The organism is Haloarcula sp. H-GB4, from assembly GCF_030848575.1.
Taxonomy (GTDB): Archaea; Halobacteriota; Halobacteria; order Halobacteriales; family Haloarculaceae; genus Haloarcula.
The window spans coordinates 302,150-328,338 of the sequence record NZ_JAVDDX010000001.1; the positions used below are offsets into that span (position 1 = coordinate 302,150).

The 26,189-nt window shown below is 61.6% G+C and carries 30 protein-coding genes; 15 read left to right on the forward strand and 15 right to left on the reverse strand.

The features are described 5' to 3' along the window. Positions 1-131: 131 nt before the first annotated feature. Positions 132-662: a type II toxin-antitoxin system RatA family toxin gene (locus tag RBH20_RS01605; protein ID WP_306704826.1), complete on the forward strand. Its 531-nt coding sequence runs from the start codon at positions 132-134 to the stop codon at positions 660-662. Positions 663-677: 15 nt separating this feature from the next. Here RBH20_RS01605 and RBH20_RS01610 read toward each other — a convergent pair whose 3' ends face one another. After that, positions 678-1,346, reverse strand: coding sequence for a halocyanin domain-containing protein (locus RBH20_RS01610; protein ID WP_306704828.1), 669 nt, complete (start codon positions 1,344-1,346; stop codon positions 678-680). Positions 1,347-1,474: 128 nt separating this feature from the next. Here RBH20_RS01610 and RBH20_RS01615 point away from each other — a divergent pair, with 128 nt between their 5' ends. Continuing rightward, positions 1,475-2,224: a hypothetical protein gene (locus tag RBH20_RS01615; protein ID WP_306704830.1), complete on the forward strand. Its 750-nt coding sequence runs from the start codon at positions 1,475-1,477 to the stop codon at positions 2,222-2,224. A 212-nt stretch (positions 2,225-2,436) separates the two neighbouring features. Here the strand turns inward: RBH20_RS01615 and RBH20_RS01620 are convergent, their stop codons facing one another. Then, the gene (locus RBH20_RS01620) at positions 2,437-2,628 is read right to left on the reverse strand and encodes a hypothetical protein (protein WP_005535987.1); all 192 of its coding nucleotides are present in this window, start codon (positions 2,626-2,628) and stop codon (positions 2,437-2,439) included. Between the two features lie 149 nt (positions 2,629-2,777). Further along, on the reverse strand, positions 2,778-3,527 hold the full coding sequence (locus tag RBH20_RS01625; RefSeq protein WP_306704832.1) for a hypothetical protein: 750 nt from the start codon (positions 3,525-3,527) through the stop codon (positions 2,778-2,780). 78 nt (positions 3,528-3,605) lie between these two features. On the opposite strand from RBH20_RS01625, the gene RBH20_RS01630 reads away from it, so the two are divergent. Continuing rightward, positions 3,606-3,911: a nucleotide pyrophosphohydrolase gene (locus RBH20_RS01630; RefSeq protein WP_306704834.1), complete on the forward strand. Its 306-nt coding sequence runs from the start codon at positions 3,606-3,608 to the stop codon at positions 3,909-3,911. Here the strand turns inward: RBH20_RS01630 and dnaJ are convergent, their stop codons facing one another. Beyond that, entirely contained in the window at positions 3,912-5,066 is a 1,155-nt protein-coding gene (gene dnaJ, locus RBH20_RS01635; RefSeq protein WP_306704836.1) for a molecular chaperone DnaJ, read from the reverse strand. It abuts the gene before it with no gap. Positions 5,067-5,177: 111 nt separating this feature from the next. Here dnaJ and RBH20_RS01640 point away from each other — a divergent pair, with 111 nt between their 5' ends. After that, positions 5,178-5,696 carry a hypothetical protein gene (locus tag RBH20_RS01640; protein ID WP_306704838.1) on the forward strand — a complete coding sequence of 173 codons (519 nt, stop codon included), beginning with the start codon at positions 5,178-5,180 and terminating at the stop codon, positions 5,694-5,696. An 86-nt stretch (positions 5,697-5,782) separates the two neighbouring features. On the opposite strand, the gene RBH20_RS01645 is transcribed toward RBH20_RS01640, so the two are convergent. Continuing rightward, positions 5,783-6,091, reverse strand: a complete 309-nt coding sequence (locus tag RBH20_RS01645; RefSeq protein WP_306704840.1) for a HalOD1 output domain-containing protein — start codon at positions 6,089-6,091, stop codon at positions 5,783-5,785. 523 nt (positions 6,092-6,614) lie between these two features. Here RBH20_RS01645 and RBH20_RS01650 point away from each other — a divergent pair. Further along, entirely contained in the window at positions 6,615-7,424 is an 810-nt protein-coding gene (locus RBH20_RS01650) for a TrmB family transcriptional regulator (protein WP_306704842.1), read from the forward strand. Positions 7,425-7,964: 540 nt separating this feature from the next. On the opposite strand, the gene dnaK is transcribed toward RBH20_RS01650, so the two are convergent. The 8 genes from dnaK to RBH20_RS01690 all read right to left on the reverse strand — a co-directional run bounded on the left by dnaK (position 7,965) and on the right by RBH20_RS01690 (position 14,855). After that, a complete protein-coding gene (gene dnaK / locus RBH20_RS01655; RefSeq protein WP_306704844.1) occupies positions 7,965-9,872 on the reverse strand; it encodes a molecular chaperone DnaK in 1,908 nt (635 codons plus the stop codon). 165 nt (positions 9,873-10,037) lie between these two features. Then, positions 10,038-10,724: a nucleotide exchange factor GrpE gene (locus tag RBH20_RS01660; protein ID WP_306704847.1), complete on the reverse strand. Its 687-nt coding sequence runs from the start codon at positions 10,722-10,724 to the stop codon at positions 10,038-10,040. A gap of 75 nt (positions 10,725-10,799) precedes the next feature. Then, positions 10,800-10,991: a DUF1328 family protein gene (locus RBH20_RS01665; protein ID WP_306704848.1), complete on the reverse strand. Its 192-nt coding sequence runs from the start codon at positions 10,989-10,991 to the stop codon at positions 10,800-10,802. A gap of 44 nt (positions 10,992-11,035) precedes the next feature. After that, positions 11,036-11,656: a hypothetical protein gene (locus RBH20_RS01670; protein ID WP_306704850.1), complete on the reverse strand. Its 621-nt coding sequence runs from the start codon at positions 11,654-11,656 to the stop codon at positions 11,036-11,038. A 60-nt stretch (positions 11,657-11,716) separates the two neighbouring features. Beyond that, positions 11,717-12,607 (reverse strand): RNA-guided pseudouridylation complex pseudouridine synthase subunit Cbf5, encoded by an 891-nt coding sequence (locus RBH20_RS01675; protein WP_306704853.1) that lies wholly within the window; start codon positions 12,605-12,607, stop codon positions 11,717-11,719. A 4-nt stretch (positions 12,608-12,611) separates the two neighbouring features. Then, the gene (cmk, locus tag RBH20_RS01680) at positions 12,612-13,190 is read right to left on the reverse strand and encodes a (d)CMP kinase (protein WP_306704855.1); all 579 of its coding nucleotides are present in this window, start codon (positions 13,188-13,190) and stop codon (positions 12,612-12,614) included. A 45-nt stretch (positions 13,191-13,235) separates the two neighbouring features. Continuing rightward, complete coding sequence (locus tag RBH20_RS01685) at positions 13,236-14,126, reverse strand: DUF106 domain-containing protein (protein WP_306704857.1); 891 nt, start codon at positions 14,124-14,126, stop codon at positions 13,236-13,238. Between the two features lie 78 nt (positions 14,127-14,204). After that, positions 14,205-14,855, reverse strand: a complete 651-nt coding sequence (locus tag RBH20_RS01690) for an adenylate kinase (RefSeq protein WP_306704860.1) — start codon at positions 14,853-14,855, stop codon at positions 14,205-14,207. Between the two features lie 105 nt (positions 14,856-14,960). Here RBH20_RS01690 and RBH20_RS01695 point away from each other — a divergent pair, with 105 nt between their 5' ends. After that, positions 14,961-15,404, forward strand: a complete 444-nt coding sequence (locus RBH20_RS01695; protein ID WP_306704862.1) for a peroxiredoxin — start codon at positions 14,961-14,963, stop codon at positions 15,402-15,404. 93 nt (positions 15,405-15,497) lie between these two features. On the opposite strand, the gene RBH20_RS01700 is transcribed toward RBH20_RS01695, so the two are convergent. Continuing rightward, a complete protein-coding gene (locus RBH20_RS01700; protein WP_306704865.1) occupies positions 15,498-16,373 on the reverse strand; it encodes a homoserine kinase in 876 nt (291 codons plus the stop codon). Between the two features lie 123 nt (positions 16,374-16,496). Here RBH20_RS01700 and RBH20_RS01705 point away from each other — a divergent pair, with 123 nt between their 5' ends. Together RBH20_RS01705 and RBH20_RS01710 are read left to right on the forward strand one after the other, a co-directional pair. Then, on the forward strand, positions 16,497-18,725 hold the full coding sequence (locus tag RBH20_RS01705; protein WP_306704867.1) for a histidine kinase N-terminal 7TM domain-containing protein: 2,229 nt from the start codon (positions 16,497-16,499) through the stop codon (positions 18,723-18,725). An 11-nt stretch (positions 18,726-18,736) separates the two neighbouring features. After that, a complete protein-coding gene (locus RBH20_RS01710; protein ID WP_306704869.1) occupies positions 18,737-20,098 on the forward strand; it encodes an NAD(P)/FAD-dependent oxidoreductase in 1,362 nt (453 codons plus the stop codon). A 102-nt stretch (positions 20,099-20,200) separates the two neighbouring features. On the opposite strand, the gene RBH20_RS01715 is transcribed toward RBH20_RS01710, so the two are convergent. Further along, positions 20,201-20,809 (reverse strand): DUF6149 family protein, encoded by a 609-nt coding sequence (locus tag RBH20_RS01715; RefSeq protein ID WP_306704871.1) that lies wholly within the window; start codon positions 20,807-20,809, stop codon positions 20,201-20,203. 131 nt (positions 20,810-20,940) lie between these two features. Here RBH20_RS01715 and RBH20_RS01720 point away from each other — a divergent pair, with 131 nt between their 5' ends. The 7 genes from RBH20_RS01720 to RBH20_RS01750 all read left to right on the forward strand — a co-directional run bounded on the left by RBH20_RS01720 (position 20,941) and on the right by RBH20_RS01750 (position 26,144). Then, entirely contained in the window at positions 20,941-22,191 is a 1,251-nt protein-coding gene (locus RBH20_RS01720; RefSeq protein WP_306704873.1) for an NAD(P)/FAD-dependent oxidoreductase, read from the forward strand. A 48-nt stretch (positions 22,192-22,239) separates the two neighbouring features. Beyond that, the gene (locus tag RBH20_RS01725; protein ID WP_306704875.1) at positions 22,240-22,464 is read left to right on the forward strand and encodes a hypothetical protein; all 225 of its coding nucleotides are present in this window, start codon (positions 22,240-22,242) and stop codon (positions 22,462-22,464) included. 52 nt (positions 22,465-22,516) lie between these two features. Then, a complete protein-coding gene (locus RBH20_RS01730; protein WP_306704877.1) occupies positions 22,517-22,933 on the forward strand; it encodes a hypothetical protein in 417 nt (138 codons plus the stop codon). Between the two features lie 74 nt (positions 22,934-23,007). Further along, positions 23,008-23,856: a hypothetical protein gene (locus tag RBH20_RS01735; RefSeq protein WP_306704880.1), complete on the forward strand. Its 849-nt coding sequence runs from the start codon at positions 23,008-23,010 to the stop codon at positions 23,854-23,856. A 97-nt stretch (positions 23,857-23,953) separates the two neighbouring features. Beyond that, positions 23,954-24,727 (forward strand): hypothetical protein, encoded by a 774-nt coding sequence (locus RBH20_RS01740; RefSeq protein ID WP_306704882.1) that lies wholly within the window; start codon positions 23,954-23,956, stop codon positions 24,725-24,727. 54 nt (positions 24,728-24,781) lie between these two features. After that, the gene (locus tag RBH20_RS01745) at positions 24,782-25,315 is read left to right on the forward strand and encodes a DUF5815 family protein (RefSeq protein ID WP_011224755.1); all 534 of its coding nucleotides are present in this window, start codon (positions 24,782-24,784) and stop codon (positions 25,313-25,315) included. A gap of 49 nt (positions 25,316-25,364) precedes the next feature. Further along, on the forward strand, positions 25,365-26,144 hold the full coding sequence (locus tag RBH20_RS01750; RefSeq protein WP_306704885.1) for a hypothetical protein: 780 nt from the start codon (positions 25,365-25,367) through the stop codon (positions 26,142-26,144). Positions 26,145-26,189 lie beyond the last annotated feature (45 nt).

A 26,189-nucleotide genomic window follows, 5' to 3' on the forward strand; every position in this document is an offset into this window, starting at 1 on the left:
CTGTATCCAATACAGAGTGATAATATTTTCTGTTCACTATTATGCTCTGTAGAAATGTTTCGGCAAAAAACACGGCCGCGGCCGGAGTCCATGCCCGAAAGTTTACCTTCGGTACATCCGGTGTCACAGATGTGGACGAAGTCGAGGTTAGCACAGTCGTGTATGTTTCACCTGAAGCGGTCTACGAGTTTCTGCTGGACTTTCCGGGCTACGCACGATATTCCGAATATCTCGACCGCGTGGTACAGGACGGCGACGGCTCGCCAGGAACCAACTACGACCTCGTGTTCTCATGGTGGAAGCTCTCCTACACCGCTCGGTCAGAGGTGACTGACGTTTCGCCGCCGACGCGCATCGACTGGCGGATCGTCAAAGACATCGACGCCGAAGGGTACTGGGCAGTCGAGCCTGATCCGGACGACGCTCCGGCGGACGTACAGACGGCGTCACGTGTGCGATTTCATGTCGCGTTTGACCCGGGATCGGCCTCGGACAGCGCTATCGACCTCCCCCGACTCGTTTCGATGGACTGGGTAATCGAGAAAGTCAAGCCGCTCATCCGCAAGGAAGCGACTAAAATCGTCGAACGTGTCGTCGAGGACCTCGAAGGGCAGGAACGGGACGTTGATCTGGAGATTCACGCCGGCCCGGATTCGGTATAACGCGGCGACGGAGCGTTACTCGGGCGTCTCGTAGTCGCCGCCGTACCGGATAAAGAAGTACCCGAGTCCGAGCGTTGCGACCATCACGAACGAGGTTGCGACGCCGAGCGTCTTCGCGCTGTTTGGCACTTCCGGCGGGCCGGAGCTCCCACCACCACCGCCGCCATCGGAGGATTTCGTTGGGTAGTCCGTCCCGACGACGATAGCCCCCTTCATCCCCAGTCCTTCGTGTGGCACACAGACGTAGGGATAGATGCCGTCCTCCTCAAAGGTGTGCTCGTAGTTGACACCAGCGCTAGAGGTGGCGCTTCCAGAGTCAAGCGGGCCCTCACTGTCTGATACGACGTTGTGGCCGCCGCCGTTGCCCGTCCACTCCCACTGGACAGTCGCGCCGTTGTCGACGTGAATCGCGGGTGGGCCGAAGCCGAACGCCCCGCCGTTTGCCTGCACGCCGACCTCCACCGTCGCCGTGTCTTGTCCGGTCGCATCGGCGACCGAGCCATCGTAGTTTCCAACCTGATCAAGGAAGCCGCCGAAATCCGGCGGTCCACCGCCACCACCGCCATCGCCGCCTTCGGTGCCTTCCTGTGCGGTCGCGGTGCCTGCTGCGGCCGACGCAGCCGTGGCCCCTGCCGCCGTCCGCAGGAAGCCCCGACGGGACACGTCCGCTCTACCGTCTGTCATACCTGACCGTTTGGGACTCCCCGTCCTGAATATGTCGGTTTCGAATCGGGGCCGTACTCTTCACAGCGATATCACAACAGCCACGGGTGCCGTGAAACATTTAACGCCGGTAGACCGAAACCACCGGTATGTCTACCGGAAGCCATGGGGTCGTCGGCGGGATCCGTATCGACCTCAATCGGTTACACGAAACGTGGATGGAACTCGTATATCCACGTCAGCGAAACGCTAACGACACCGTCCTCGGGACGTGGACACCGGACTCTTCGTTTGGGATGGTCCTCTACCGTCTCTGGTCTGCGCTCGGTGTCCCAGTCATCGCGCTGGTGTATCCGCTGGTATTGTGTGGTGTGGTCCTGCGCTACCAAACCCGCCGCATTGACGGCACGGCGACCCGCTTAGGTGTTGTCGGTGTCGTTCTACTTTCTGTCCTCGTCTGGGGCGGCTTAGCGGCACTCGCCCGGTTCGAGCCCGGGAGCATCGACCTCGTGTCGGGTGGATTCACCGCTGTCGCTGTCGCCGGCGGCGTCGCGACGCTGTCAGCCGCGCTCGCCGTCACGTTCCGGCGCGTCGGCGGCCGCGGGACGACGGTCGCGCTAGCGTATCCGTTCGCCATGACGGCCATCTTCCTGCCGCCGGTCGTCGCGGCGCTGTACTCGACGACTGTCGCCTCAGTCGTCATCCCAGCAAGCGACTCACTGTCCCGGTGGTTCCTCTATGAAGTGCTGGCTTCCGTCGGCGTCGCGGAGTTCTTCATCGAGAACTTCGACCGGGAAGGCATCGCTTACGTCATCATCTGGCTCGGGATTTCCATCCCGCTGGGGTGGGTGCTCGGTCTGCTGGTGACGCTTGCGGACTTCGTCCGTCCGACTGAGTGACCGCAATTCGACGACTCCGGCTCCGGCGACAGACCTATCCTGAATCCGACGGGAGACTCACGAACACGGTCAATTTGTCGTTTGATAGAATGGCCTCACACACAGCCGAACCAGCCGACATACAGCCGTGCTGGTAACCGAGTGGGGTTGAAATAGGAGTGATTTAGCGTAGTGGTCCCGTGACCATGCAGACCGTGTGGACCGAGAGATTGTTACGGACTGGCGCGGAACTCGCCGTGCTTCATCCCAAAGAAGAACGCGATGACCGAGAAGACGATCATCGAGGGTAGCACCATCATGAACACTGTCGAGCGACCCATCACATCCATAGATATGAATGCCACCGTCGCGATGGCGACAATTACAACGAGTGGGGCTACCGCGGTCTTGAAGTCAAAACCCATACTCTTGCTTGTAGCCGGACAAATAAATTCTTTAAGAAAGCAACAGCGTCCATCAGCTGACTGACCAGCGATTCCGTTTTGCATCTGCACCAACACGGCGACTACCGCGTACCCGCTACGCACATTGATGACGAACGTCCGCCGGATTGCTACGCTGGTGTCGCGTCGGCCGGCCGAACAACGATTTCCTCGGGCGCATCCCCGTCGGCAACGGCGATATCCGCAGCCTCGTCGCCGCCGAACACGACCGTCGCACCGGTCCGCATCGGTGCAAGCAGTCCGGCGACGACCGCGCCCGCAGTTGTCATCGGTGCCCGGAGCGCGACGGTCGTCTCCGCATCGATATCGTAGTCGGCGACGACACGGCCGCTCTCGGCCATTAGTTCGCCGTGCGTGTACGTTCTATCGGCCGCCAGTACGCCGTCCTCGGGCGAAACTTCGCCTGGCGGCTGGAGCGGGTTCTCGCTCCACAGTTCCCGCTCGAACTGGGCGACGGTGGGGTCATCGACCGGACCACCGTAGGCCAGCCCCTTGGTCCCCGGTCCCTGTGTGTAGCGGTCGAGCCACGCTGCCGGCGCGACGAGCGCCGTCGCATCGACCGCATTCGGTGGGTCCATATCGACGACCGCGCCGTCGAGCGCCGCCGCGAGGAAGGCAAGCAGTGCGTCCGGGGCGTCCCGGAGGTAGCCCGGTCGGTCCTCGTCGGTCGGCTCTTTCGGACCGACGACGACGGCGACCCGCGTCCCGTGCCGGACGCCGTAATGTCGCAGCAGATTCCCGCCTTTCCAGGCGTTCGTGGCGAAATCGGAGTAACTGTACGGCGTCGCCCGCTCCGGCGAACGAAAGAGGACGCCGTCGCGGTCGCGGGCCTGCGCGACAAGGTCACCGAGTACCTGCATACGTCGTCGTTCGGCCCCACCGATGAAAAACAGCGCGGCCACAAAGCCGATGTAGGTGGCTATCCCCACGCTCTAGAAATGAAACGACAACAACAGGTTGCCGACGTACTCAGGCATAGCGACATCGACACGCCGCCCGCCTACCAACTGCTCGATGTGGTGTCTGAACTCGGCGACATCGCGGCACAGGTCAATGAAACGACCGGCTACGGCACCGACTCGACGGCGCTATCGATACCGGAGGCCGAACTCGGCGATGCTCTATTTGCACTGCTCGCGCTGTGTGAAGAACTCGACGTCGACGCCGATGCCGCACTGTCGACGGCACTGGCGAAATACGAGGGCCGATCAGGCACAAGCGGGACGCCGGCGAGTGGCGACTGATTACAGCGAGCTCTTCAGTTTCTCGAAGAAGCCTTCCTCAACGTCGACCTCTTCGCCGCCGGCCTCTGCAAACTGTTCGAGAGCCTCCTTCTGTTCGGCGTTGAGGCTATCGGGCGTGACGACCTGCACCTGCACGTAGAGGTCGCCCTGACCGCGGCGGCGGAGTCGCGGCATTCCCTTGCCTTCTAGTCGGAATACCTCGCCGCTCTGGGTACCGCTGGGCACGTCGACATCCACCTCGCCGTCCAGCGTCGGGACGGTGATGGTGTCACCAAACACTGCTTGCGGGAACGAGATGGCCTGCTGGTATTGCAGGTCGTCGTCGTCGCGCTCGAAGTCCGGGTGGTCGCGGACCCGCACCTCGATGAGCAGGTCGCCGTTCGGGCCGCCGTTTTCTCCGGGCGCGCCCTCGCGCCCCATCCGGAGCGTCTGCCCGTCGGCGATGCCGGCCGGGACCTCGATTTCGAGGCTCGCGTCGTTCTGGACGACACCGTTCCCTCGGCAGGTCGAACACGTTTCGTCGTACAGCGTTCCCTCGCCGTCACACCGGCGGCAGGTCGTCCGCTGTTGCACCCGACCCATCGGTGTCTGCTGGACCTGCGTTGTCTGGCCCTGGCCGTTACACTCTGGACAGGTCTCCGAGTCGGCTCCTGGCGGATGCCCGGCTCCGTCACAGTCGTCGCAGGCTTCCGGCCGGGTGACGTTCAGTTGCTTTGTCGCGCCATTGTAGGCCTCTTCGAGGTCGACCTCCAGTCGCGTCTGGAGGTCTTGTCCCTGTCGCTGTCGGCTGCCACCACGTCCGCCGCGGCCGCCGCCCCCGAAGAACTGGTCGAAGATATCCTGCATATCGAAGCCGCCAGCGCCGCCACCGAACGGGTCTCCACCCATTCCACCGCGGCCGCCGCCACCGCCAGCGCCGCCGCGCTTCTCGGCCTGTTCGAAGCGCTCGTGGCCCATCTGGTCGTACATCTGGCGCTTCTCCTCGTCAGTGAGGACCTCTTTGGCCTTCTTGGCCTGCTTGAACTTCTCCTCGGCGTCGGGGTCGTCACTCACGTCCGGGTGGTATTCCCGGGCTTTCTCCCGATAGGCCTCCTGAATCTCGTCTTCGGAGGCGTCTCGAGAGACACCCAGTATCTCGTAGAAATCCTGACTCATTCGTTGTACAAGGCTTAGACGATTGAGCTACTTCAAAAGAACGGGTTGCCGACTAGTCGTGTTCGACCCGTACCGGGGCGCTTATTTTCGTGCCGGGGGAGGATTCGGGCAATGAGTCCTGAGTCGTCGCGCGGTCACCGGGGTCTCGTCACGGTCGAGCGAGTCGCAGTCTGGGGACTCGCGGCACTGGCCGTTGTCGGGCTGGTCGCACTCGTCGCTGGCCCCGGTGCTGACCTGCGGACGGCGTCGCCGTCGGTGACCATCGACGCCCAGTTCGATGCCGAAGCGGGAGCGGTCACGCTCACTCACACTGGCGGGGACCGGCTCACGGACACCAGTACGCACGCGCTGGCACTTGTCGTCACCGACGCCGACCGGAACCGCTCCACCACGTTGACATGGGCTGAGGCAGCACAGTTGCCCGTCGCGTCCGGTGACAGCGTCATCGTTGACGACCCGCGCGTGGACTCAAATGGTGACGGTAATTATCTTGACGGCGATGTCTCGGTTGGCTTCCACCTCGACAGCGGCGACACTGTCGCGGTCCGCTGGACTGGCCGACCACTCGGTGCACCGGACGAGCGGACAGCGACGCTCGATACCGTAACGCTCGGTAACAAGACTGGCTGACTGTCTACCGATTACAGTGGGCTTACTAGAGCGTCTCCGGGAAGCGTCCACGGCCGTTTGTGTCGGTGCTCTTGCTTCGCGTATAGTCACGGACGAACGGGTCCGGTGTGAACATACACGTCTCCGGTTCCGGTCACAGTCACTCTGTAGTCACCCAGCTGAAACGAGAGCGAGACGGCGCTGTCCGGCTCTGACAAATGGCTGAATAGCTGGTCAAGCGCGTCTGGATCGAGCGTCTCGATGAGGGGTGATAGCTCTATCGCCTCCTGATCAGCCGCGATTGCGACCGTCTGTACGACCGCTACTGATGGTGAGACTGCGTTCCAGTCGAACTCCGCGTGGAGCGTGTCCGGATTGTCGGATGTCCGGTCGGGCCGTCTGTCGGACCCACTCATTACTAGAAATATGTTAATCAAACATCTTAATTCTATTGTCAATTCATCAGTCGGAATTATGATGTATAAAATGAATACCTGATTACCGACTAAAAGCCGGTCAAAGTGTTTAGAACCGGTTGTAACTGGTTGTTTATGACTGCAAAATGATATAATAGCTATCCGTTAGACTTTCTATTCCAGGCGTACCGCTTGAACCCTGCGCGTACAGTTTTCGTGAAAGTGGCACGCAGCAGATGTGGTTGGGACACATAGGACGCTGCGTGCCAACTAACTCTACTCTGGACCGATGTATAACAGTTGTGTGATTAACTGAGTAAACAAGGGCACGGCATCGGAGCGGCCGACACGCAGACCAGTACCTGCGACAACTGGTGCCGTGCTGTCATAATGCGCTCCGAACCCGCACCGAGCGGCGCTAACTCAGGTGAGAGCCGACAGTGTGGCAGTAACAACGTCTTTTACCTGTGGGCATCATCTCCCTACATATCCTCGGCTTCCACCGAGATGAAGGTTGGGACACATGACATCTGATGCAACACACGAAGAAGCGATCAGTTTACTGCAGGAGTTGGGCTTGAAAGAGTACGAGGCGAAGTGTTTTGTGGGACTTTCTCGGATGTCCAGCGGCACGGCCAAAGGATTGAGCGAGGTAACTGACGTCCCAAGGACGCGCGTCTACGACGCTGTCCGGATTCTCGAAGCGAAGGGGCTTGTCGAAGTCCAGCATTCGAGCCCCCAGCAGTTCCGGGCTGTCCCACTCTCTGAGGCCACCGAAACGCTCCGCGATCAGTACGAAGAGCGTGTCGAACGCCTCCAGTCCGCACTGAACGAGATGGGACGCATCGAATCCGACGATGACGAGGCCGAGTTACAGGAGGTCTGGTCGCTCTCCGGGTCCGATGCTATCGAGAACCGCGCCGCGGCGATCAGCAAGGACGCGACCGACGAAGTGGTCCTCGTCATCGCTTCCGAAGCGGTCCTCACCGACCCGCTGATTGAGCAACTCAATTCGCTTGACGCGAGCACCGACCTCATCGTCGGGACTGGGTCCGCCTTGATACGGGATCGCGTGGAACAGGAAATCCCACGTGCCACCGCGTTCCTGTCGGAACTGGACTGGCTTCACAGTGGAATGACGCCAGAAGAGGACGCTGCCGTCGGACGACTGCTGCTCGTCGATCGGTCGGCAATGCTCGTCAGCTCAATCGACCCACAGACTGGCGATGAACAGGCCATCTTCGCGACCGGACTCAGGAACGGACTCATCGTCATCGCACGCCGCCTCCTCTCACAGGGCGTCGTGGAGATGACTCCACTAGAGCAAGATTAGCGAGCCATGTGCACGGGCCGTCACCGCCCACTTCTCTCACTCGTCGTGATACTCGGCGAGGCACACAAGTAGTGGTCGAAGCCGCTGATACTCCGGGCCGCGTGTTACGCAGTGGGTCTCTCGGTCCCACTCAATGAGTCCCATCTCCGCCAGTTTCGGGAAATGCTAATGGTAGAATGCAACAGAGTCAGCCAGTAACGGACCACTGTCGTGAGCGCAGCGGGCCAGTGACGCACCTACCACTGCCTACTGTTGCCTCAAAATGGTTGGATCGGCGGTGTGATGGACAGGCGCCGCCTCCGCCTTGTTTTGGCCGTCTTCCGGGCCGACGCCAAACCGGTGTGACCGAGTCAGCAAGTCACACTCCGGGGACGGTCTGCCCGCAGGTCAGCTTTCGTTGCCGTTGTGCCGACGAAAGTGACGTGACTCGCGTTCTTCGTCTTCGTCAAGCTTGAGAAGCTCACTTCGTTCGCCTCTCAAGACACCGATAGACTCGCTAACGCTCGTCTATCGAGCCGAGGAAAGCTCTTCGGACTCGTTTCACTCGTCTTCGTCGCTTTCCTCGACGTCTTCGAAGTCGGCGTCGACGTACTCTTCGCCTTGCCCGGCCGTGCCGCCCGCTGCGCCGCCCGGTCCAGCAGCACCGCCGGGGCCGGCCGCGCCACCCGGACCAGCGCCCGCGGCGCCGCCTGCGGCCTGCTGGGCCTGATCCTGATACATCTGCTTCCCGATTTCCTGCAGTTCCTCGCTCAGGGTTTCGGTGACCTCTTCGTAGTCCTCTTTCGTGGCGTCCTCGTCTTCGAGAACTTCCTCAACGTCCTCGATCTTCGCTTCGATGTCAGACTGGAGGTCTTCGTCGATCTCTTCTTCGTTTTCTTCGAGGAGCGTCTCGGCACGGCGGACGGACGCCTCGGCCTCGTTGCGCGCTTCGATGCGCTCGCGGCGCTGCTCGTCCTCTTCGGCGTGCTGTTCGGCCTCCTGTTGCATCTCCTCGATCTGATCGTCGGAGAGGCCAGCACCGCCTTCGATGGTGATGTCCTCTTTGTTGCCCGAGCCCTTGTCCTCGGCTTCGACGTTGACGATGCCGTTCTCGTCGATGTTGAACGACACCTCGATCTGGGGCGTGCCTGCGGGAGCCGGTGGGATGCCCGAAAGTGCGAACGCGCCAAGCAGTTCGTTCTCCTCGGCGATCTCACGCTCGCCCTGGAAGACGCGGATCTGGACCTGCGTCTGGTTGCCTTGGGCGGTCGTGAAGATCTTCGACTCCTCGGTCGGAATGGTTGTGTTCTTGTCGATGAGTCGCTCGAACAGGCCACCCTTGACCTCGACACCCAGCGAGAGCGGCGTCACGTCGAGCAGGACGATGTCGTCCACGTCGCCCGAAAGGACGCCGGCCTGAATGGCCGCGCCCAGCGCGACGGCCTCGTCGGGATTGACGTTCTTCTTGGGCTCCTGCCCGGTCATCTCCTCGACCTGGTCCTGCACTTGGGGCATCCGCGTCGAGCCACCGACGAGGATGACCTCGTCAATGTCGCTCTTGGTGTAGTCCGCGTCGGCAAGCGCCTGCTCCGTCGGGCCGACGGTGCGCTCGATGAGGTCCTCGGTGAGGGACTCGAACTTCGCGCGCGTGATCTTCTGTTCGAGGTCCAGCGGACCGTCATCCGTAGTCGCAATGAACGGGAGGTTGATGCGGGTCTCCTTGCGCGAGGAAAGCTCGATCTTGGCTTCCTCGGCGGCCTCGGTCAGGCGCTGGAGGGCCTGCCGGTCGTCGCGCAGGTCGACGCCATGTTCGGCCTCGAACTCGTCGGCAAGGTAGTCGATGATGGCGTGGTCCCAGTCGTCGCCACCGAGGTCGTTGTCACCGTTGGTCGCGACAACTTCGTAGACGCCCCCGCCTAGGTCGAGGATGGAGACGTCGAAGGTCCCGCCACCGAGGTCGTACACGAGGACGGTCTGGTCGGACTCATCGTCGAGGCCGTAGGCCATCGCGGCCGCGGTCGGCTCATTGACGATCCGTTCGACCTCGAAGCCGGCGATTTCGCCAGCGTCCTTGGTCGCTTGGCGCTGGCGGTCGTTGAAGTAGGCCGGAACCGTAATAACGGCCTTCTCGATTTCGTCGCCGAGGTACTCCTCAGCGTCGTGTTTGATCTTCTGGAGGATCATCGCCGAGACCTGCTCGGGGGTGTACTCCTCCCCGTCCAGTTCGACCGAGTAGTCGTCCTCGCCCATGTGGCGCTTGATCGACTGGATGGTCTCGTCGGGGTTCTTTATCGCTTGGTTCTTCGCCGGTTTCCCGACAAGCCGCTCACCGTCGTCGAACGCGACAACGGACGGTGTTGTCCGCTCGCCTTCGCCGTTGACAATGATTTCAGGGTCGCCACCTTCCATGACCGCGAACGCGCTGTTCGTGGTCCCAAGGTCGATACCCAGAATCTTGTTGCTCGCCATCTTACCCGCTCATAGCGGATTGGGCCGGTTAAAAGTTGCTAGATGTACTGATTGGAAAAACGGACAAAGGGGCCTCCTCCGGGCGGTTTTATACTCGGTGGTCTTCCCTGACCGGTGATTATTTAATGTACCGCAATACGACCGCTATACCGCCAGGGTTGCCCGCTACTCTTCGCTCTCGCTGACGGTGACCTGTGCCTCGCGCAGCACCTTGTCGGCCATCTCGTAGCCCGGCCGGTGGACATCGGCGATTGCCCCTTCCGGCTGGTCGCTGTCGACGCGGGCGAGCACCTGATGCTGTGTCGGGTCGACATCTCCACCGGGATCGGGGTCGATAACTTCGACGTTCTCGGCATCGAGCACGTCGTCTAGCTGGCGAAGCGTGGACTCGACCCCCCCTCTGATATCGGAGTCCTCGTCCTGTTCAAGCGCACGCTCCAGATTGTCCCGGACGTCGAGCAGGCGCGTCACGAGGTCCTCTGTGGCACGCTTCTGTTCCTGTTCGCGGCGTTTGTCCATCCGCTTCTTGTAGTTCTGGAACTCCGCTTGCTTGCGCTTGAGCTTCTCCTCTAGCTCCTCGATGTCATCGTCCTGCTGTTCGACCTGCGATTCGAGACTGTCTACGCGCGTCCGCAGCGCGGAGAGTTCTCGAGCGATATCTTCAGGGTCCGATTCAGTGACCCGGTCGATCAGGTCCTCGTCGACATCGGACTCACCAAGGTCGACCTTGTCCGCATCGAAATCTTCAGGCGCATCCTCGAGATCAGCGTCGACGTCGCCGTCCGCTTGCGCTTCGCTCGCGGTCGACTCTTCTGTCGCGGCCGTGTCGTCGGCTGCGTCCTGCTCGGTCATATCCGATAGAAGTCGTCACGTGGATAAAAGGATTCAGAAACGGCGTGGCGGTGATACTGTCCGGTGGGGTCGGCGTCACAGGACGAAGCTAACGACCATCAGGACGAGGAAGACGACGACGAGAATCTTCGCGATTCGCATACTGAGCCCCGCCACACCGCTTAGTCCGGCCAGCCCGGCAACGACAGCGAGGACGAGAAACAACAGCGCCAGTTCGAGGAACCCGCCACCGGGCTGGAGCGGGACTGCAGTTAGTAGGTGGTTCATGACGTTGTGTACCGCCCCATCCTGATTTATTATATATAACCTAATCAGGGACCGACAGTGAACGCGCTCGGATCGTACTGGAACCGCGTCCGGTAGGTTTCCCACTCGTCGAGCTCTTCGAGACGGTACTTGCTGAACGATGGGTTCCGAACCAGCTCCAGCTCAGCGAGCCGTTCCTGAACCGGGTCGAACAGGGCCGCCCAGTCGAGTTCCTGGAGCGATTCATCCGGCTCCGCCTCACTCTTGGTAAAGGTCAACCCGTCGTCAGTTCGTTCAATGGTCCCGTACTGGTACCGGCTCCAGACGGTGTACTCGCCGAACGGAACGGTCTCAGTCGGTGGCGGTGGTCGGCGGTACTGCGCCTGGAACCGCTGGTGTGTCTCACCGCCGCCCCACAGCACTCCTCGGGTGAGGAGTTTGATACGCTGGTTGGCATCCACGCCGCTGTTGTAGATGATGCGCGCATGCTCGTACTCACTGGACTGGAACTGTTCGGCGACGCTGTCGTCGTGGTGAATGTCGACCTCGTGTTGATACGGCAACGGCGTCCGGAAGGCGCGCTCGAGCACCGAGACCGTCTCAGCGCCCCGGCGCAGGTCTTCGTACGGCCCCGTTCCACGCCACTGCGCCGGGTCGGCCTCGTTGGGGTCGACCCATCGATCCATGCTACCAATATGCGGTATGTGGTCTTAGTTTTTCCCGCGGGGCGGGTGGGTTCGCCGTTTTCACACCAACACGCGGTCGAGTTCGACAACGAGGCCGCTATCGGCGTCCGAGTCGCCGACGAGCGTCCCCAGGCAGACCGCAGCGCCGTCGGGAGTGACGGAGACGACTTGGGAATCCACCTCGGGTGTCGCTCCACCCACTTCCGCCGGCCCGGTCTCGATGACGCCCGGCGCGTACACCGGCGCGCCCTCGGCGACTTCACGGGCGGCGCTGGGCGCAATCGTGACCCGTGGCAGGTGGGACAGCGCGCGCTCTGCCGGCTGGATAATCTCCCGTAGTTGCGTTTCGTCCCCGTCTGCAGCAAAGGCCAGCGCGTCCACGAGGTCGTGCATCGTTGATAGCGATCCGTCGTCAAAGGTGCCGGTCGCCGTCCGACGGAGGTCGCCCATATGTGCGCCGGTCCCCGCCGCCAGCCCGATATCGTGACACAGTTTCCGGATGTAAGTCCCCGAGGCGCACCGGACTCGCAGGAGCAGCCGGCGCTCGCCCTGTTCAAGGATATCCAGTGAGTGAATCCGGCGGGAACGCAACTGGCGCTTCACTGCGCTCTTTCGCGGTGGCTTCTGGTAGATGTCCGTCTCGAACTCGGCGACGATATCCGCGATATCGGCCGGAGCCTGGTCGTGGAGTTCGAGCACCGTCACGTACTCCTTGATGGCGTTGTCGAACACCTGGGCCATCCGAGCGGCATCACCGAGCAACACGGGCAGACAGCCCGTCACTTTCGGGTCGAGGGTTCCGCCGTGGGCAACCCGGTCTTGACCGGTGGCGTCGCGAATCCAGGCCGCGACCTGATGGGCCGACGGGCCCGGGGGTTTATCCAGGTTGACGACGCCGAACGAGCGAAGCGAATCAAGATCCCGTTCGTCGGGCGGGGCACGGAGTGTCATCGGCTCAGAACTCGTACCGGACGTTCTCGACCGGTGCCTTCCCCTCGTCGCCGTCGGAGCTGTACGATTCGACGGCGTGGAGCGTCACACTCAGCACGCCCTGTGGGTCCCAGCGGGCGGTGTTGACCGACAGGTCGTAGATAGAGAGGTCGTCGAAGTCGATGTCGTAGTAGTCGCTGTAACGCTGAGCCTCGCTCTCACCGCGTTCACGCGTCTCAGTCTTGGCCTGTTCGAAAGGCTTGTTCTCCCGCGTCGCGATGCGGTCGGCGCGCACGTCGAGCGGCGCGGTCAGCCACAGCTTTATATCGGCGTACTCACCCGCCATCCAGCCGGCGAGTCGAGACTCCAGCACGAGGTCGTCACGCTCGGCAGCAATGTCCCGCAGTCGACGGTCCAGATCGCGGTCGATCTGGTCGTCCTCCTCTGCGGCTTTGTTCAGTTCGAGCGGTGTCATCCCACGCTCCTCAGCCAGCGAGCGGAAGATGTCACCGCCGCTGACGTGCTCGTAGCTCAGGGCGTCGGCCAGGCTCTTGGCAAGTGTGCTCTTGCCGCTGCCGGCCGGGCCGGAGACGGTAATCAACATAGAGATGTTCGGGGGGCCCCGATAGAAAGGGCTGTCTCTTCGCGCCTATCCGGTCGGCGACGTCTCGACATTGAGCGCCTTCCGGATGATCTGGGTGAACGACAGCGAGCACAGGAAGTACCAGACAATCCACGCTTGGACCGGGCCGGCAACGCTGTTGCTCCACGCTTCGACTTCGCCGAAGATGGGGAGCGTAATCACCGGGCTCGCGTCGACGCCGGCTCCGAAGACAATCCAGTAGAGCCAGAGGAACAGCGGGATGTTGACCAGCATGATCCACACCATCGGGCGGAACTGCTGTTTGAACATCCCCATCTGGTCTGTCATCAGCTCCATCTGCTCGTCTTCGAGGCGGTCCAGCGCCTCCTGGTCGTCGCGTTCCTTTGCGGCTTTGCGACGCTCTTTGAGGTCTTCCATCTTCTCCTGATGGTCGCTCATCCCCGACATGTCCATGAGATTGTCCTGCAGAATCGTCGAGGTGGTTCCGGTGATAATCGCAAGCACCAGGATAACGACGTAAAACGGCAGCATATCGTTGAGCGGCCCGAGGACGATATTGATGACGTCGCCCGCGATAACGTCGCGGACTGAGGTCATGGAGTAGCCGGCAAACAGGCCGAGCGTTCCGAGGCCGGCGAGCTTGTCCCACTTCGACCAGCCACCGTCCTCATCATCATCGCTCGGTGCCGCATCAGACTCTTCGAGCGCCTCGCGGACGCCCTCGGGGTCGTCGATAACGAACCCCTCGCCGTCGGCGTCGATAAGCAGGCCGGACTCGATGAGCCGGCCCCACTCGCCGCTCGTGAGGTCGTCGCTCACGTCGCTCCAGGTGACGGTCCCGTTCTCTTCGGCCGCAGCGAGTACCGTCAAGAGCGCATCAGTCATTGCCTCGCCGTCTTCGGCGAGTCGTTCTACCTTCGGCGCGGTACGTGCCATTGTGTGTGCTTGAGGTGCGACGGCATATCAACGTTTTACTCTGACTGTCTCGACTTCGAACGGTAGTTCCGTCGCGTCTCAGGCCGTGTGTGCGTCGACAGCGTCCTGAATCTCGCTCCAGACTTCGTCGGGCGTCTGCTCGCCGTCGATGGCGACGAAGCCGTCGTGGTCTCCGTAGTGGTCGATGACCGGGGCAGTGTTGTCGTCGAACACGTCCAGTCGGTTGCGGACGGACTCCTCGTTGTCGTCGTCACGCTGGATGAGGTCTCCGCCACATTCGTCACAGACACCGTCGTCCTCGGGCTGATTGAACTCGACGTGGTAGTTCGTTCCGCAGTCGTCACAGACCCGCCGGCCCGTGAGTCGGTCGACCAGTTCCTCGCGGGACACGTCCAGCGAGAGGATTACATCGAGGTCGGTCATTCCTTCCAGTTCCTCGGCTTGTTCGAGGTTGCGCGGATAGCCGTCGAGCACGAACCCGTCGGCTTGCGAGAGGGCTTCATCGACGATAGCGTTGACTACCGCGTCCGGCACGAGATCGCCCGCTTCCATGTATTCGCGGGGCGTGTCGTACTCGGTGTCCATGTCGCTGATATCCATGTCCTTGTTCGCCCGAAGGGCGTCACCAGTCGTGATGTGCTCGACGCCATACGCTTCGGCGAGGTTGGCGCTCTGGGTTCCTTTGCCGGCTCCCGGCGGCCCAACAATCAGGATTCGCGGATTCGACATAGTCAGCGTTTCCAAGGGGTCGGTTAAATGGTTGTCCAAATCATGCTGGCGGGTCACGCTGCCGCCACCCAAAGGTGTGTAGGCGTCCCGGGCCAATACGGGATCATGCTTGAACCCGGCACACCGGCCCCCGACATCAGGGCACAGAACCAGTTCGGCGAGACCGTCTCGCCCGACTTCGATGCGCCGACCGTGCTGTACTTCTATCCCGAAGATTTCACGGGCGGCTGTACCATTGAAGCCCGGGACTTCCAGGAACACCTCCCGCAGTTCCGTGAAGGCGGTATCACCGTCTACGGCGTCTCGATGGACGACGTGGCGACCCACGACGAGTTCGCCGAGGAGGAAGGACTGCTGTATGACCTGCTGGCCGACCCCGATGGGACCGTCGCCGAAGCGTTCGGTCTAGACACCAGCGGCGGCCGGACGGACCGCCGGACGTTCGTGCTGGCCGACGGCGAAATCAAGTCCGTCTACGACCCGGACCCCAAGGGCCACGCCGAGGCAGTGCTCCGAGACGTTCGCAACGAGTACGTGCAGGGCGGATAGACACGCTGCTTTCCAACCTATTCAGAATCTGACACGACAGCCGGTACGGGCGGGGCCGTCCGGCTGTGTGACAGCGGCGGCGGACCGTCAGTCCTAGAACACTTCAGCGCCGCCGCCGATACGCGTCTGATAGACGCGGGCGTCGACACCGCGTTCGCCGAAGGCGTCGAGCATCGTACTCGCAATCTTTCGGCGGTTTTCTTCGGCACACGCGGCGATGACTGTAGGACCGGCCCCAGAGATGGTGACGCCAGTCGCACCGGCCGCCAGCGCGGCCTCGCGGACCTGTTCGTAGCCGTCGATGAGTTTCGCGCGAGCCGGTGTCACCACGGTGTCGTGCATCCCCTGACCGACGAGTTCGGGGTCGTCGCGGTGCATCCCGGTCGTTAGCGCCGCGGCGTTACCCACTGTCTCTACCATCTGGTCGATGCGGGCAGTCTCTGGGACGACGTTACGCGCGTCCCGCGTCGAAACGACGATATCGGGCAGACACGCGACAAGCGGGATATCGGCGTCGACCTGTGTGACGCCTTTGTCGGTCGCGATGGTGAATCCGCCCATAATCGAGGGGGCGACGTTGTCGTCGTGGGCGTCTCCAGAGACAACAGCCTCGCCCTTGGCGGCGATAGGGACCAGTTCCTCGCGGGAGTAGCCACGGTCGTACAGTTCGTTCAGCCCGACGGCCGCTGCGGCGGCGCTGGCCGCGGAGGAGCCAAGCCCCGACGCGGGACGGACACCCTTGTCTATCTGAATGCGTGCCGGCGCATCGAGTGCGTCAGCGACCGCGCCGACGGTGTTCTTGTCGGGGTCCTCCGGGATATACTGGCTGCCAGCGCCGGTTACTTCGATGGTCACCCGGTCGGCTTTCTCCAGACGGACAACGTCGGCCGGACGCTCCAGTGCAACGCCGAACACGTCGAAGCCGCTCCCGAGGTTCGCACTGGTAGCCGGCGCCCGGACTGTCAGCATGCCTGCGAGTTTCAGCAGTGTAGGCAAAAAGGTAGCGAACCAACACTGTGGCCGTTTCCCAGTACTGAGAACGCGGCCCAAAGGCATAATACCGGGAAACCTGACGTTGGAATAGGTATCGCTATGGATGTCGACATCGCCACGGTCGCCATCCTCGGGAACGCGGGTGGGGCGCTCATTGGTTTTGTAGTTGCGGTTATCGCCGGTCGAAACCGAGATGGCCCCGGTCATCGCCAGTACGGCTGGCTTGCGCTGGCTGGCGGATGCTGGTGTGCCATCTCCATTGTGAAAATCATGGCCGCTAGTCCTGAAGTGGTAGAGACGGCCTACGTGATAGCCCGAACCGTCTCCTCGCAGATAATCGCTATTTGGATTGTTTTTGTGCTTGTCTACACCGGTCGCCGCTCGTGGCTCCGCCCATCCCGCCTCATTCCGGTCCTCGTTATGGCGAACGCAGACGTGCTGCTGCTGTTGCTTGGTCAGGGCCGCTTCGGTCAGGCGACGGCTATCCCCATCACTCAGAACGGCGTGACGCTGCTCGCTGTTCAGCGTGGGGCTGCCTTCGCGACTACTCTGGCAATCTCTTATATCCCGGTGCTGCTCGGGTACGGATTTCTCATTGAATTACTGTCACGTTCAGAAAACATCTACCGGCGTCAGACTGCGATAATCGGAGTCGGAGGTGCCTTACCGATGATTGTCGCCCTGCTGTACGACTTCGGATACACGCCCCATCCCGTTATCGATTTCACCCCGGTTGTGTTCGCCGTCAGTATGCTGTTTGTCGGCTGGGCGCTATTCAGGGACAAATCCCTGTCTGTGACGACGCTGTCGGGTGATACCCTCGTCGACAACCTCCCCGACCCGGTCATCGCGCTCAACGACGACTGCGTTATTATCGATTACAACGCCGCGGCGGCCAGCGCGCTGGATCATCCGGACCCTGACGGAGAGCCACTCGACGACCTTGCCCCAGAGCTCGTTGGCCACATCGAGCGCGGCGAAGTATTCTCGTTTGGGGATTCATTCACCTACTACAACCCACAGACGACGAGCCTCACCGATCAGTCCGGGACGGAGCGCGGTCGCCTCGTCGTGCTCAGGGATGTCACCGGACAACAGCGCCGGCAGGACCGACTCGAAGCGTTACAGGCCGCGACCCAGCAGTTTATCGAGGCAGAGACCGCCGAGGAAGTCTCGGAGATGGCCGTCGAGTTCGCGACGGCCGTTCTCGACCAGAACGCGGCGGGCGTGTTTCTCGAAGACAATAACGTTCTTGAACCGGCTGTCATCAGCGAAACGATCGAAAATAACGTCGAGGAAGAACTGCTGTACGGGTCGCCGACGGATGAGCCCGAAAGCAAACTCTGGAAGACGTACGAAACCGGTGAAATACAGACTGTCACGCTGGAGCAGGACGGACTCGAACATATCGACAACGCGCTTATGCTGCCGCTTGGCGCCCACGGCGTGATGGCAATCACCGCATACGGTAGCACCTTCGCTACGGAAGACAGGCGATACGCTGCGATTCTCGCACAGACGACGCAGGTGGCTCTCGACCAGGTCAAGCGCGAGCGCGAACTCCGCCAGAGTCGGAGTTCGGTCCAGCGACGCCGCGAACAGATAGAGTTCTTCAACGGCATCCTCAGACACTCGCTACACAACGCGATGGTCGTCATCCGCGGCCGCGCGGAGCACATCAGAGATGATGTCCCGCCACCGAAACAGCGGCATCTCGACAGCATCAGCGACTGGTGTGGGAAGCTCACGGAAATGAGCGAAACGATCCGGGACATCAACAACACGGTGACAGCGAGTGAAGCCGAGCGGCTGGATACCGTCGACCTCAACGCCACGCTCCGTCGCTCAATTGAGTTGCTCCGGGTCGAGTACGATTCGGTATCGGTTTCCTGCGAACTGGACGAGGATTACAGCGTGCAGGCGAACGAACTGCTCGAAGAGGTCCTCTTGAGCATCCTCCGGAACGCGGTCGACCACAACAGCGCCGACACCCCACAGGTATCCATATTGGTCCAGCAGGCCGGTGACTGGCTCCAGGTCCGCATCGCTGACGACGGCCCGGGCATGAGTGACGAATTAAAGACGAAAGTGTTCGAGCGCGGGCTCTCACCCGACCAGACCGCCGACGGGTTCGGCCTCTACTTCGTCTCGGTCATGATGGAGCTGTACAGCGGGACGCTCTGGTTCGAAGACAACCACCCGACGGGGACGGTCGCTGTTCTCGAATTCCGGCAGGCGGTGACGGCCGGCGAGGCCGAAGACAACCCACAGCCCGACGACACCGAGACGGCGGCGACCGAAGCGCAAACTAAATCCCACAACCGCTGATAGGTCGGGGTATGATTGGCGTCGTCGGTGGCGGTATCGCCGGCCTCTCAGCAGCGTACCGGCTCCAGCAACGTGGCCACGAGGTTCGTGTGTTCGAAGCGAGTGAGGACCTCGGCGGCCTAGCAGCGACCTACGAGACGGCCGGGGACCCCATCGAGAAATTCTATCACCATCTCTCGAAATCTGAGGAAACAATCGTCGACCTCGCCGAGGAACTGGGCCTCGGTGACGCGGTCGAGTGGCACATCGGAGAGAACGCCTACTACGTCGACGGCGTCGTCCACCCCATGGACAAGCCCTGGGAAATTCTCTCGTATCCGCACCTCTCGCTGTATGATACGTTCCGGCTGGGCATGCTCGTCCTCGATATCGACGTTCGCGGCGGCATCCCTTCTTTCGACACCTACGAGCGACTGGAGGACTTCGAGGACGTGCCTATCGAGGAGTTCGTCGTCGAGCACACCACGCGGGGCGTCTACGAGAACTTCTTCGAGCCGCTGCTCGACGCGAAGTTCGGCGACCGGAAAGACGACGTGAGCGCGGCGTGGCTGCTCGGCCGTGTCAAGTTCCGCGGCGAGCGGGACATCCTGAACGGCGAGATTCTGGGCTACTTCGACGGCGGATTCGGCCGGTTACTCGACGCGCTGGTCGACGCCGTCGGCCGCGACAATATTGTCACTGACACGCGCGTCTCCGAAGTCGATACGAGCGGCGGGACTGTCTCGTCGCTGACGGCCACGGACGGAACCGGGACGACGGTTCACGATGTTGACAGCGTCGTTGTCGCGACGATGCCGAACGTACTGGAAGCCCTGACCGGCTACACCTGTGACATCGATTTTCAGGGGACAGTGTGTTCGGTCATTAGCATGGACGAACCCCTGCTGGATACGTACTGGCTGAACATTGCCGATGAGGCCCCCTTCGGCGCGCTCATCGAACACACGAACTTCGTTTCCGCGGAGCGGTACGGCGGCGAGCATCTGCTGTACGTCGCCCGCTACATTCAGGACGAATCCGAAGCCATCTGGAACCAGAGCGACGACGAGGTCGCCGAGACCTGGCTGCAGGGCATTGAATCCCTCTTCCCCGAGTTCGACCGCGATGCTGTCAACTGGATTCGGACGGGCCGCAACCCCCGGACAGCCCCGGTGTACGAGCGCGGCTATCTTGACATGGTCATTCCATACGACCTGGGCGATGCCGTCGCGGACGGCCTCTACTACGCCGGGATGGCCTCGCGTGCCCAGTACCCGGAGCGCTCGCTCAACGGCGGTATCGTCGCGGGCTTCGAGTGTGCCGACCGCATCGCACGCGACCCGTCTGCGGCGACGAAAACCGACGATTCGCCGCTTTCGGAAGCCCAACGCTGAGCGTTTTCTGCCCGAACCGATAGTTTACCCTCCGGCCACGTGTCGGCCGACTCTTCTGATTACGGCTGATACAGAAAAACACGTCTTCGGCCGCCGCTCGGCTCAGTCGCCGGCCGCGCTTTCCACGTCGTCCTCGTCGATGACCGGCGCGTCGGTCGGGCTCACGTCGTCCGGTTCCTCGCGGCCGCCGCCGACGACCATCTCCCCGTCCTCGGTTTCGACGTAAACGTCGTCGGCAAAGCCACCGACGGCGTGGGGATGTTCCGGCTCGTCCAGTCGCTCTGGTGTCGACGGCGCATCTGCGACGCCGTCGGCCGGCCGGAACGCCCCGAGCGGGTCGTCGATGGTGATGCCGTGCGCGTCGAAGAAGTCCGCGTACCGCTCGTAGTGGGCTTCGAGTTCGTCAGCCGGGAACTCCATCATCTCCGTCCAGCCGTGGTTGTAGAAGTCGAAGTTCGCCTGAATGTGAGTGATTTCCCGAGCCTCGGCCTCCGAGTAGTCTGCCTGCAGCGCGGCCACGTAGGTGTCCATCGTGGCGTCGAAGAAATCATCGAGGTGGTCGCGCCGCTCCTCTCGGTGAGCCTCGTCAGCCTTCCCGAGGAAGATCTTGGTGTGGAGTTTCACCAGCCCGTAGTTGGCCACCGACCGGACACCGGGTGTGGTCAGCGCCTTCTTGCTTGCCCAGTGGCGCGGGTTCTGGTAGATTTTCATTTCAATTTCGAATACGGGTCCCAGCGCCTTCAAATCCCCGACTATCGGTGTCTTCAGCTGTGTTCACCTCGCTATCGGAAACGATACGCAGATAGCAATCCACATTAAGCCCGATTTCGTATCGGCCGTACATGAGCACGTCGCACGTAATCATCGGTGACGGCATCGCGGGTGCGTCCGCAGCCGAGACAATCCGGGAAGCGGACCCGGACGCGTCGGTCACAGTCCTGACCGACGAGGGGGAGGCACTGTATAACCGGATCCTGATCAAGGAGTTCGCCAAGGGGAAGCTGCCGGAAGCGCCGATCTCGATCCACGAGCCGGAGTGGTACGACGAGCGCGACATCGACCTCCAGTTGAACACCCACGTGACGAACATCGATCCCGATGCTCACGAGATCCAGACTCACGAGGGAGACACCTACGAATACGACAAGCTGCTGGTTGCCACGGGTGGGACGCCGGCCCAGGTCCCGGTCGAGAACAGTGATGCCGACGGCATCCACCACTTCTGGACGTTCCAGGACGCGCGTGGCATCCGTGAGCACGCTGACGAGGCCGACCAGGGTATCATCGTTGGGGCTGGACTGCTCGGCATCGACCTCGCGGCGGTCTGTGCCGCACAGGAAATTGACGCGAAGTACCTGATGCGTGGCAACCGCTGGTGGCGCTACGCGCTCTCGGAGGAGGGCGCAGAGATCATCCACGAGGCGCTCGAAGAGAACGGCGTCGAACCCGTTTTCGAGTCCGGTGTCGACCACTTCGAGGTCGACGACGACGGCAAAGTCACCGGTGCGGTCGACCCTGATGGCAACCACTACGACGGCGAATGGGCCGGCGTCGCCATTGGTCTCGACTTCAACACCGAGTTCCTCAACGGGACCGGGCTTGAACTCGACGACGGCATCGTCGTTGACGAGTACATGCAGACAAACATTGAGGACATCTACGCTGCGGGTGACCTCACCAAGTTCTACGACACCATCCTCAACTCTCAGGCGCAAAACGGCGCGTGGGGCTCGGCCAAGGAGCAAGGGTCGGTTGCCGGGACCAACATGGTCGCGGACGCCGAAGAAAAGGAGTTCCGCTGGGTCTCCTCGTACTCCATCACGCACTTTGACTTCCCGTTCCTTTCCTTCGGTCACCCGACCCGTGGCGACGACGAGGCCGAGCGGAAGTACTCCGACAGCGAGTGGCGGCGCCTCGCTTTCGAGGACGGACAGCTCATCGGCGGCGTGCTGATCGGCGACCTCTCACAGCAGTCGACGTTCAAGAAGCTCATCCGCCAGGAGCGCCAGGTCGCAGACAAGAAGGAACTACTGCTCGAAAAGGAAGTGGACCTCGAAGAAGTGAAGGCGCAGACGCCTGCGCCGGCCGAATAAGGCCTGCCGACACCGATATTTTTACGCGCTGCGGACGTAGTCACACGTATGCGTACCGCCCTTTCCCGCGTCGTTGCTTGGTTCATCCACCGTAGCGGCCAGTCGGGTGAGGCAGACGAGACAGGCGATGAGAGCGGCAGCTTCACCGGCTCGCTACTCGATGCGTCGGTCAATCGAGGCCACGGTCAGGGCGACCCACAGGCCGCCAGCGAGATGGCGGCGGTTCAAGAGGAAGCGGACCGACTCACACAGGCGGACCAGCATCGCGAGTAACTGCTGACGGGAGAACGACGCTCTTTTTTCGCCCTAAAGCGGAGAGTCGCGTATGGATGGCGGCAGCGGCGATATGACACTCGCGTTCGACCTCGACGCCCTCAAGCAACTGGCCTACCCGGACAGCGTGTTCAACGACGCGCGCCAGTGGTCCGAGTACGTCGGCGTCATCTCCGAACAGCCCACCTACGTCGTGACTAACTTTACCCGGAAACACCGGATCAGACAGGACTTCTTCTCGGGGCCGCGCGGCCGCGAGGAGAGCCTCGAAAACGTCAAAGAGCAGTTCGACACTGACCGGCACGTCTTCGTCGGCGCTGACGACGAGGATGCCGATCTCGCCGAGGCGGCGGGCTGGGAGTACCTCCCCGTCACGCAGGCCGCGGAGGCGGCCGACTGGGACCTCGGCGAACCGGAGACGCCGGACGCGACAACTGACGAGGATGAGCAGCGCGACGACTGGCCGTAAGCGGCGTAGTCCCGCTGTCGGCGGGAATCTACGATTCGACTAGTTTTATATTTTCTCGGAGAGCGACTGAAGATATGGCCCTCCAGATCGGCGATGCCTTGCGTAGCGGTCTCGATACCCTTCTCAGCGAGGATGGACTCCTGATTACGGGGGTTTTCCTCCTGTTCAACCTCGGGAACACTGTCGCAAGCTCCACATTTACAGCGGCACTGTTCGACGAAATGATGAACATGGGCGGCCCCGCTGGGCCGGGGAGCGTTGCGGGAGCAGGTGCACCGGGATTCTCGGTGTCGGATTTCACCGGGCCATTCAGCCTTGATGTTGCAATGCCGGTCGCCGTCGTGATGGTTCTCCTGTTTCTGCTCATCGGCCAACTCATCAAGTTCTGGGGGATCAGGCTGTTCGCGGAGCCACGGGAAATCATGGACGAGAATACGTCTGATAGAGCCGTTATGGCTGTTGTCCTCGGCGGCGGTGTCGCGGTTCTCACGTTTGCGCTTTCGATGAGTTCGTCCGCACTGAATGCCAGTGGGCGTCCGCTGTTGGGAGGACTGGCCGGGCTTGTTGGTGGTCTCCTCTCTCTGGTCGTCGGCCTTGCACTCGTCTACCTGCTGCAGTCGATTGCCCTGTACGACGGCGGCTACGTCGCGACACTCAAGCACTCCGTCGCGCGGTTCATGGACGCCCCCGCACAAATCATCGTCTTGCTGTTCCTCTTGGCGCTTCTCGGCATTATTCCAGGCATTCCTTCTACGGCGTCCGTCGTATCAATGGTCCTCCCCGGCACATTCAACCTCCCCTCTCAGTCGGTCCTGCAGGTCGTCTCGATGGTACTGAACGCACCGGTGCAGGCGTTTAGTCTCGCAGTGATTACGGACGCATACCTGCAGGTGCGGGCGGATCAGGACGACGACGGGTTCTGAGGGTTGGGCGTGAGTACTCCCCGGCCACCGGTTTCGGGCTTTCGTTCACGCCAAAATATTCATTCAGTTTTATATTTCAGCGGTTAGGGTGGTGTGTATGGCCCTCCAAATCGGCCGTGCCTTCCAAGACGGTATCGACGAACTACTCAGCGAGCGTGGAGCAATATTTGCCGGCGCATTCATCGTGTACGGACTAGTCAGTTCTGTTGTCTATGCGTCACTTTCGCGGGCATTTACAGAACTGTTTCTCGGACAACTGCCGAGCGACGTACAGGTAAGTCAGGCAGCAATGGCTGGTGGTACTCCACTGGCACTCGACCTGCCGCTTGCAGTTGCTGGCGTCGGTGCGCTTGTGCTGTTTGTGGTCAATGAGGCGCTAAATATTGTCGCGATCCGTGCTTTTGCCAGCGACGACCGTGAGCCGATTCCCGACAATGTGGGCCGACGGCTCGGCAAGACCGTTGCAATCGCGATCGCAGCCGGCATTCTCACCAGTCTCGCGGTGGGTATCGGTATTATTCTGCTTATCATCCCCGGACTGTTGTTTGCACTCTTGTTCTTCTTTGTCCGACAAGAGATTGCGCTGAACGATAGCGGAATCGCCGAATCAATCGGTAACAGTGTCAGCATCGTCATTGACAACCTCCTCGCGACGTTTGTTCTGGCCATTGTGCTCGCGGTGCTCGGAATCGTTCTCGGAGGTGCCTTCAGCTTCCTCCCGGTCTCGTTGCCGCCGATGGTCCTGGTGACGGTCTCTACTGTCTTCTCAGGTGTTGTCAGCGTCTTCTCCATCGCTGTAATGACCGTGGCGTACCTCCAGGTGACCGACCTCGACCATACACAGGAAACAGAGTCCATCGGCGGACTCTGAGCCGCTGTAGTTTGTATCGCGGCCTTTAACCACGAGAGCGACCAATCACAAGCAATGGCTGAACCGCGCGTGCCCGGCGGGCGCGAGTCCGAACTCGAACTGGCCTGTGGCGAACTCGTCGACACGCATGACCTCCATCTGGGGATGCGGGAGTTCGCGTGTGACTGCGGGCAGACTCACGGCGTCGTGCTAGACCCGCACCCACTAGCACGGTTCGTTCCGGAGTTTCTCACTGAGGTGCTACACGCGACTATCGAGACCAATGACGACTACGACGAGTTCACCACCGTCCATCTGATGGGCGTCGTCATGGAGGAGTTCCCCGAGAAGGTCGTCGCCGCCGACACCAGCGAGGATGGGTCGGTCGGCTTCTCGCTGGCATGGGTGAGTGACTTCGACTCCCGCCGTCTTCACGAAATCGTCGTCGAACTGCTCGTGGAACTGATGGAACACGCTATCAGCCACGCCGAGGACGACGACGTGATGGCGGAGTTCGAGGAGCAGATGCTCCAGTTCGACGTTGACGCATTTGTTGAGCAGTACCGCGACGAGCGGAACTTTGACGGCCGATCTGATACCGCGATCTGAGGGCGACTGCGACCTGCATACTTAGTAGCGCTGGCTCGCATACCCACGCATGGCGGGTCGTATCGCGGTCCTGCTTGTGCTCTTACTTTGTGCGGGCTGTGGAGCCTTCGGTGGGGCGGAGCGACAGACGGTGACGCCAGTTCCGGTCCCTGAGCAGTCACAGGACGGCCGGTCCGACCCCGCCGTGACTGAGGACGCTGTCGATGCCAGGCGACTTGCGGCGGCCCATCGGCGTGCGACCCAGAACCGCTCGTACGTGCTTGGAATGCAACTGTCGCTGGAGTGGGGAACACAGATCGTTTCGCTTGTCGTCGAAGACAAGTACCGCTACCAGTTCCGAACCGAAATCATCAACAAGAATTACACCAAGCGAGTGTATAACAACCCCAACCGACGCTACGTCTACGACGAGCGAGCCGAGGGGGCCTGGACCGCAACGCGGCGGCCAACCCCGGTCAGTGGGGTACTCGACCCCGACCCCGCTCGACTCATCGAAGCCTACCTCGCGACGAACGTCAGCGTCGACCGTCCGAGAGACGATTGTGACACCTGTAGCGTGACGCTCACGGCTACGGAGCCGCCGGCGGCGTTCAAACCGGCCAACAATTACAGCGTTCGGGCAACTGTTCGGCCGGATGGCCTCGTCCAGTCGCTCACCGTCTCGTACTGGGACCGCTCCAGAAAGGCGCCGGTCAGCTACGAAATCCGGTACTCCGCGGTCGGCGATACAACCGTCTCCCGGCCGGCGTGGGTCCGACAGCGCTGGGGGAACGCGACAGACAGCGACCCTGAACTGTCCGACAGTCAGGGACATGCCGCCGTCGGCTGATTTCCCGAAATCTGCCGTCTGACTGTTGTCTGACGGTGTTATATG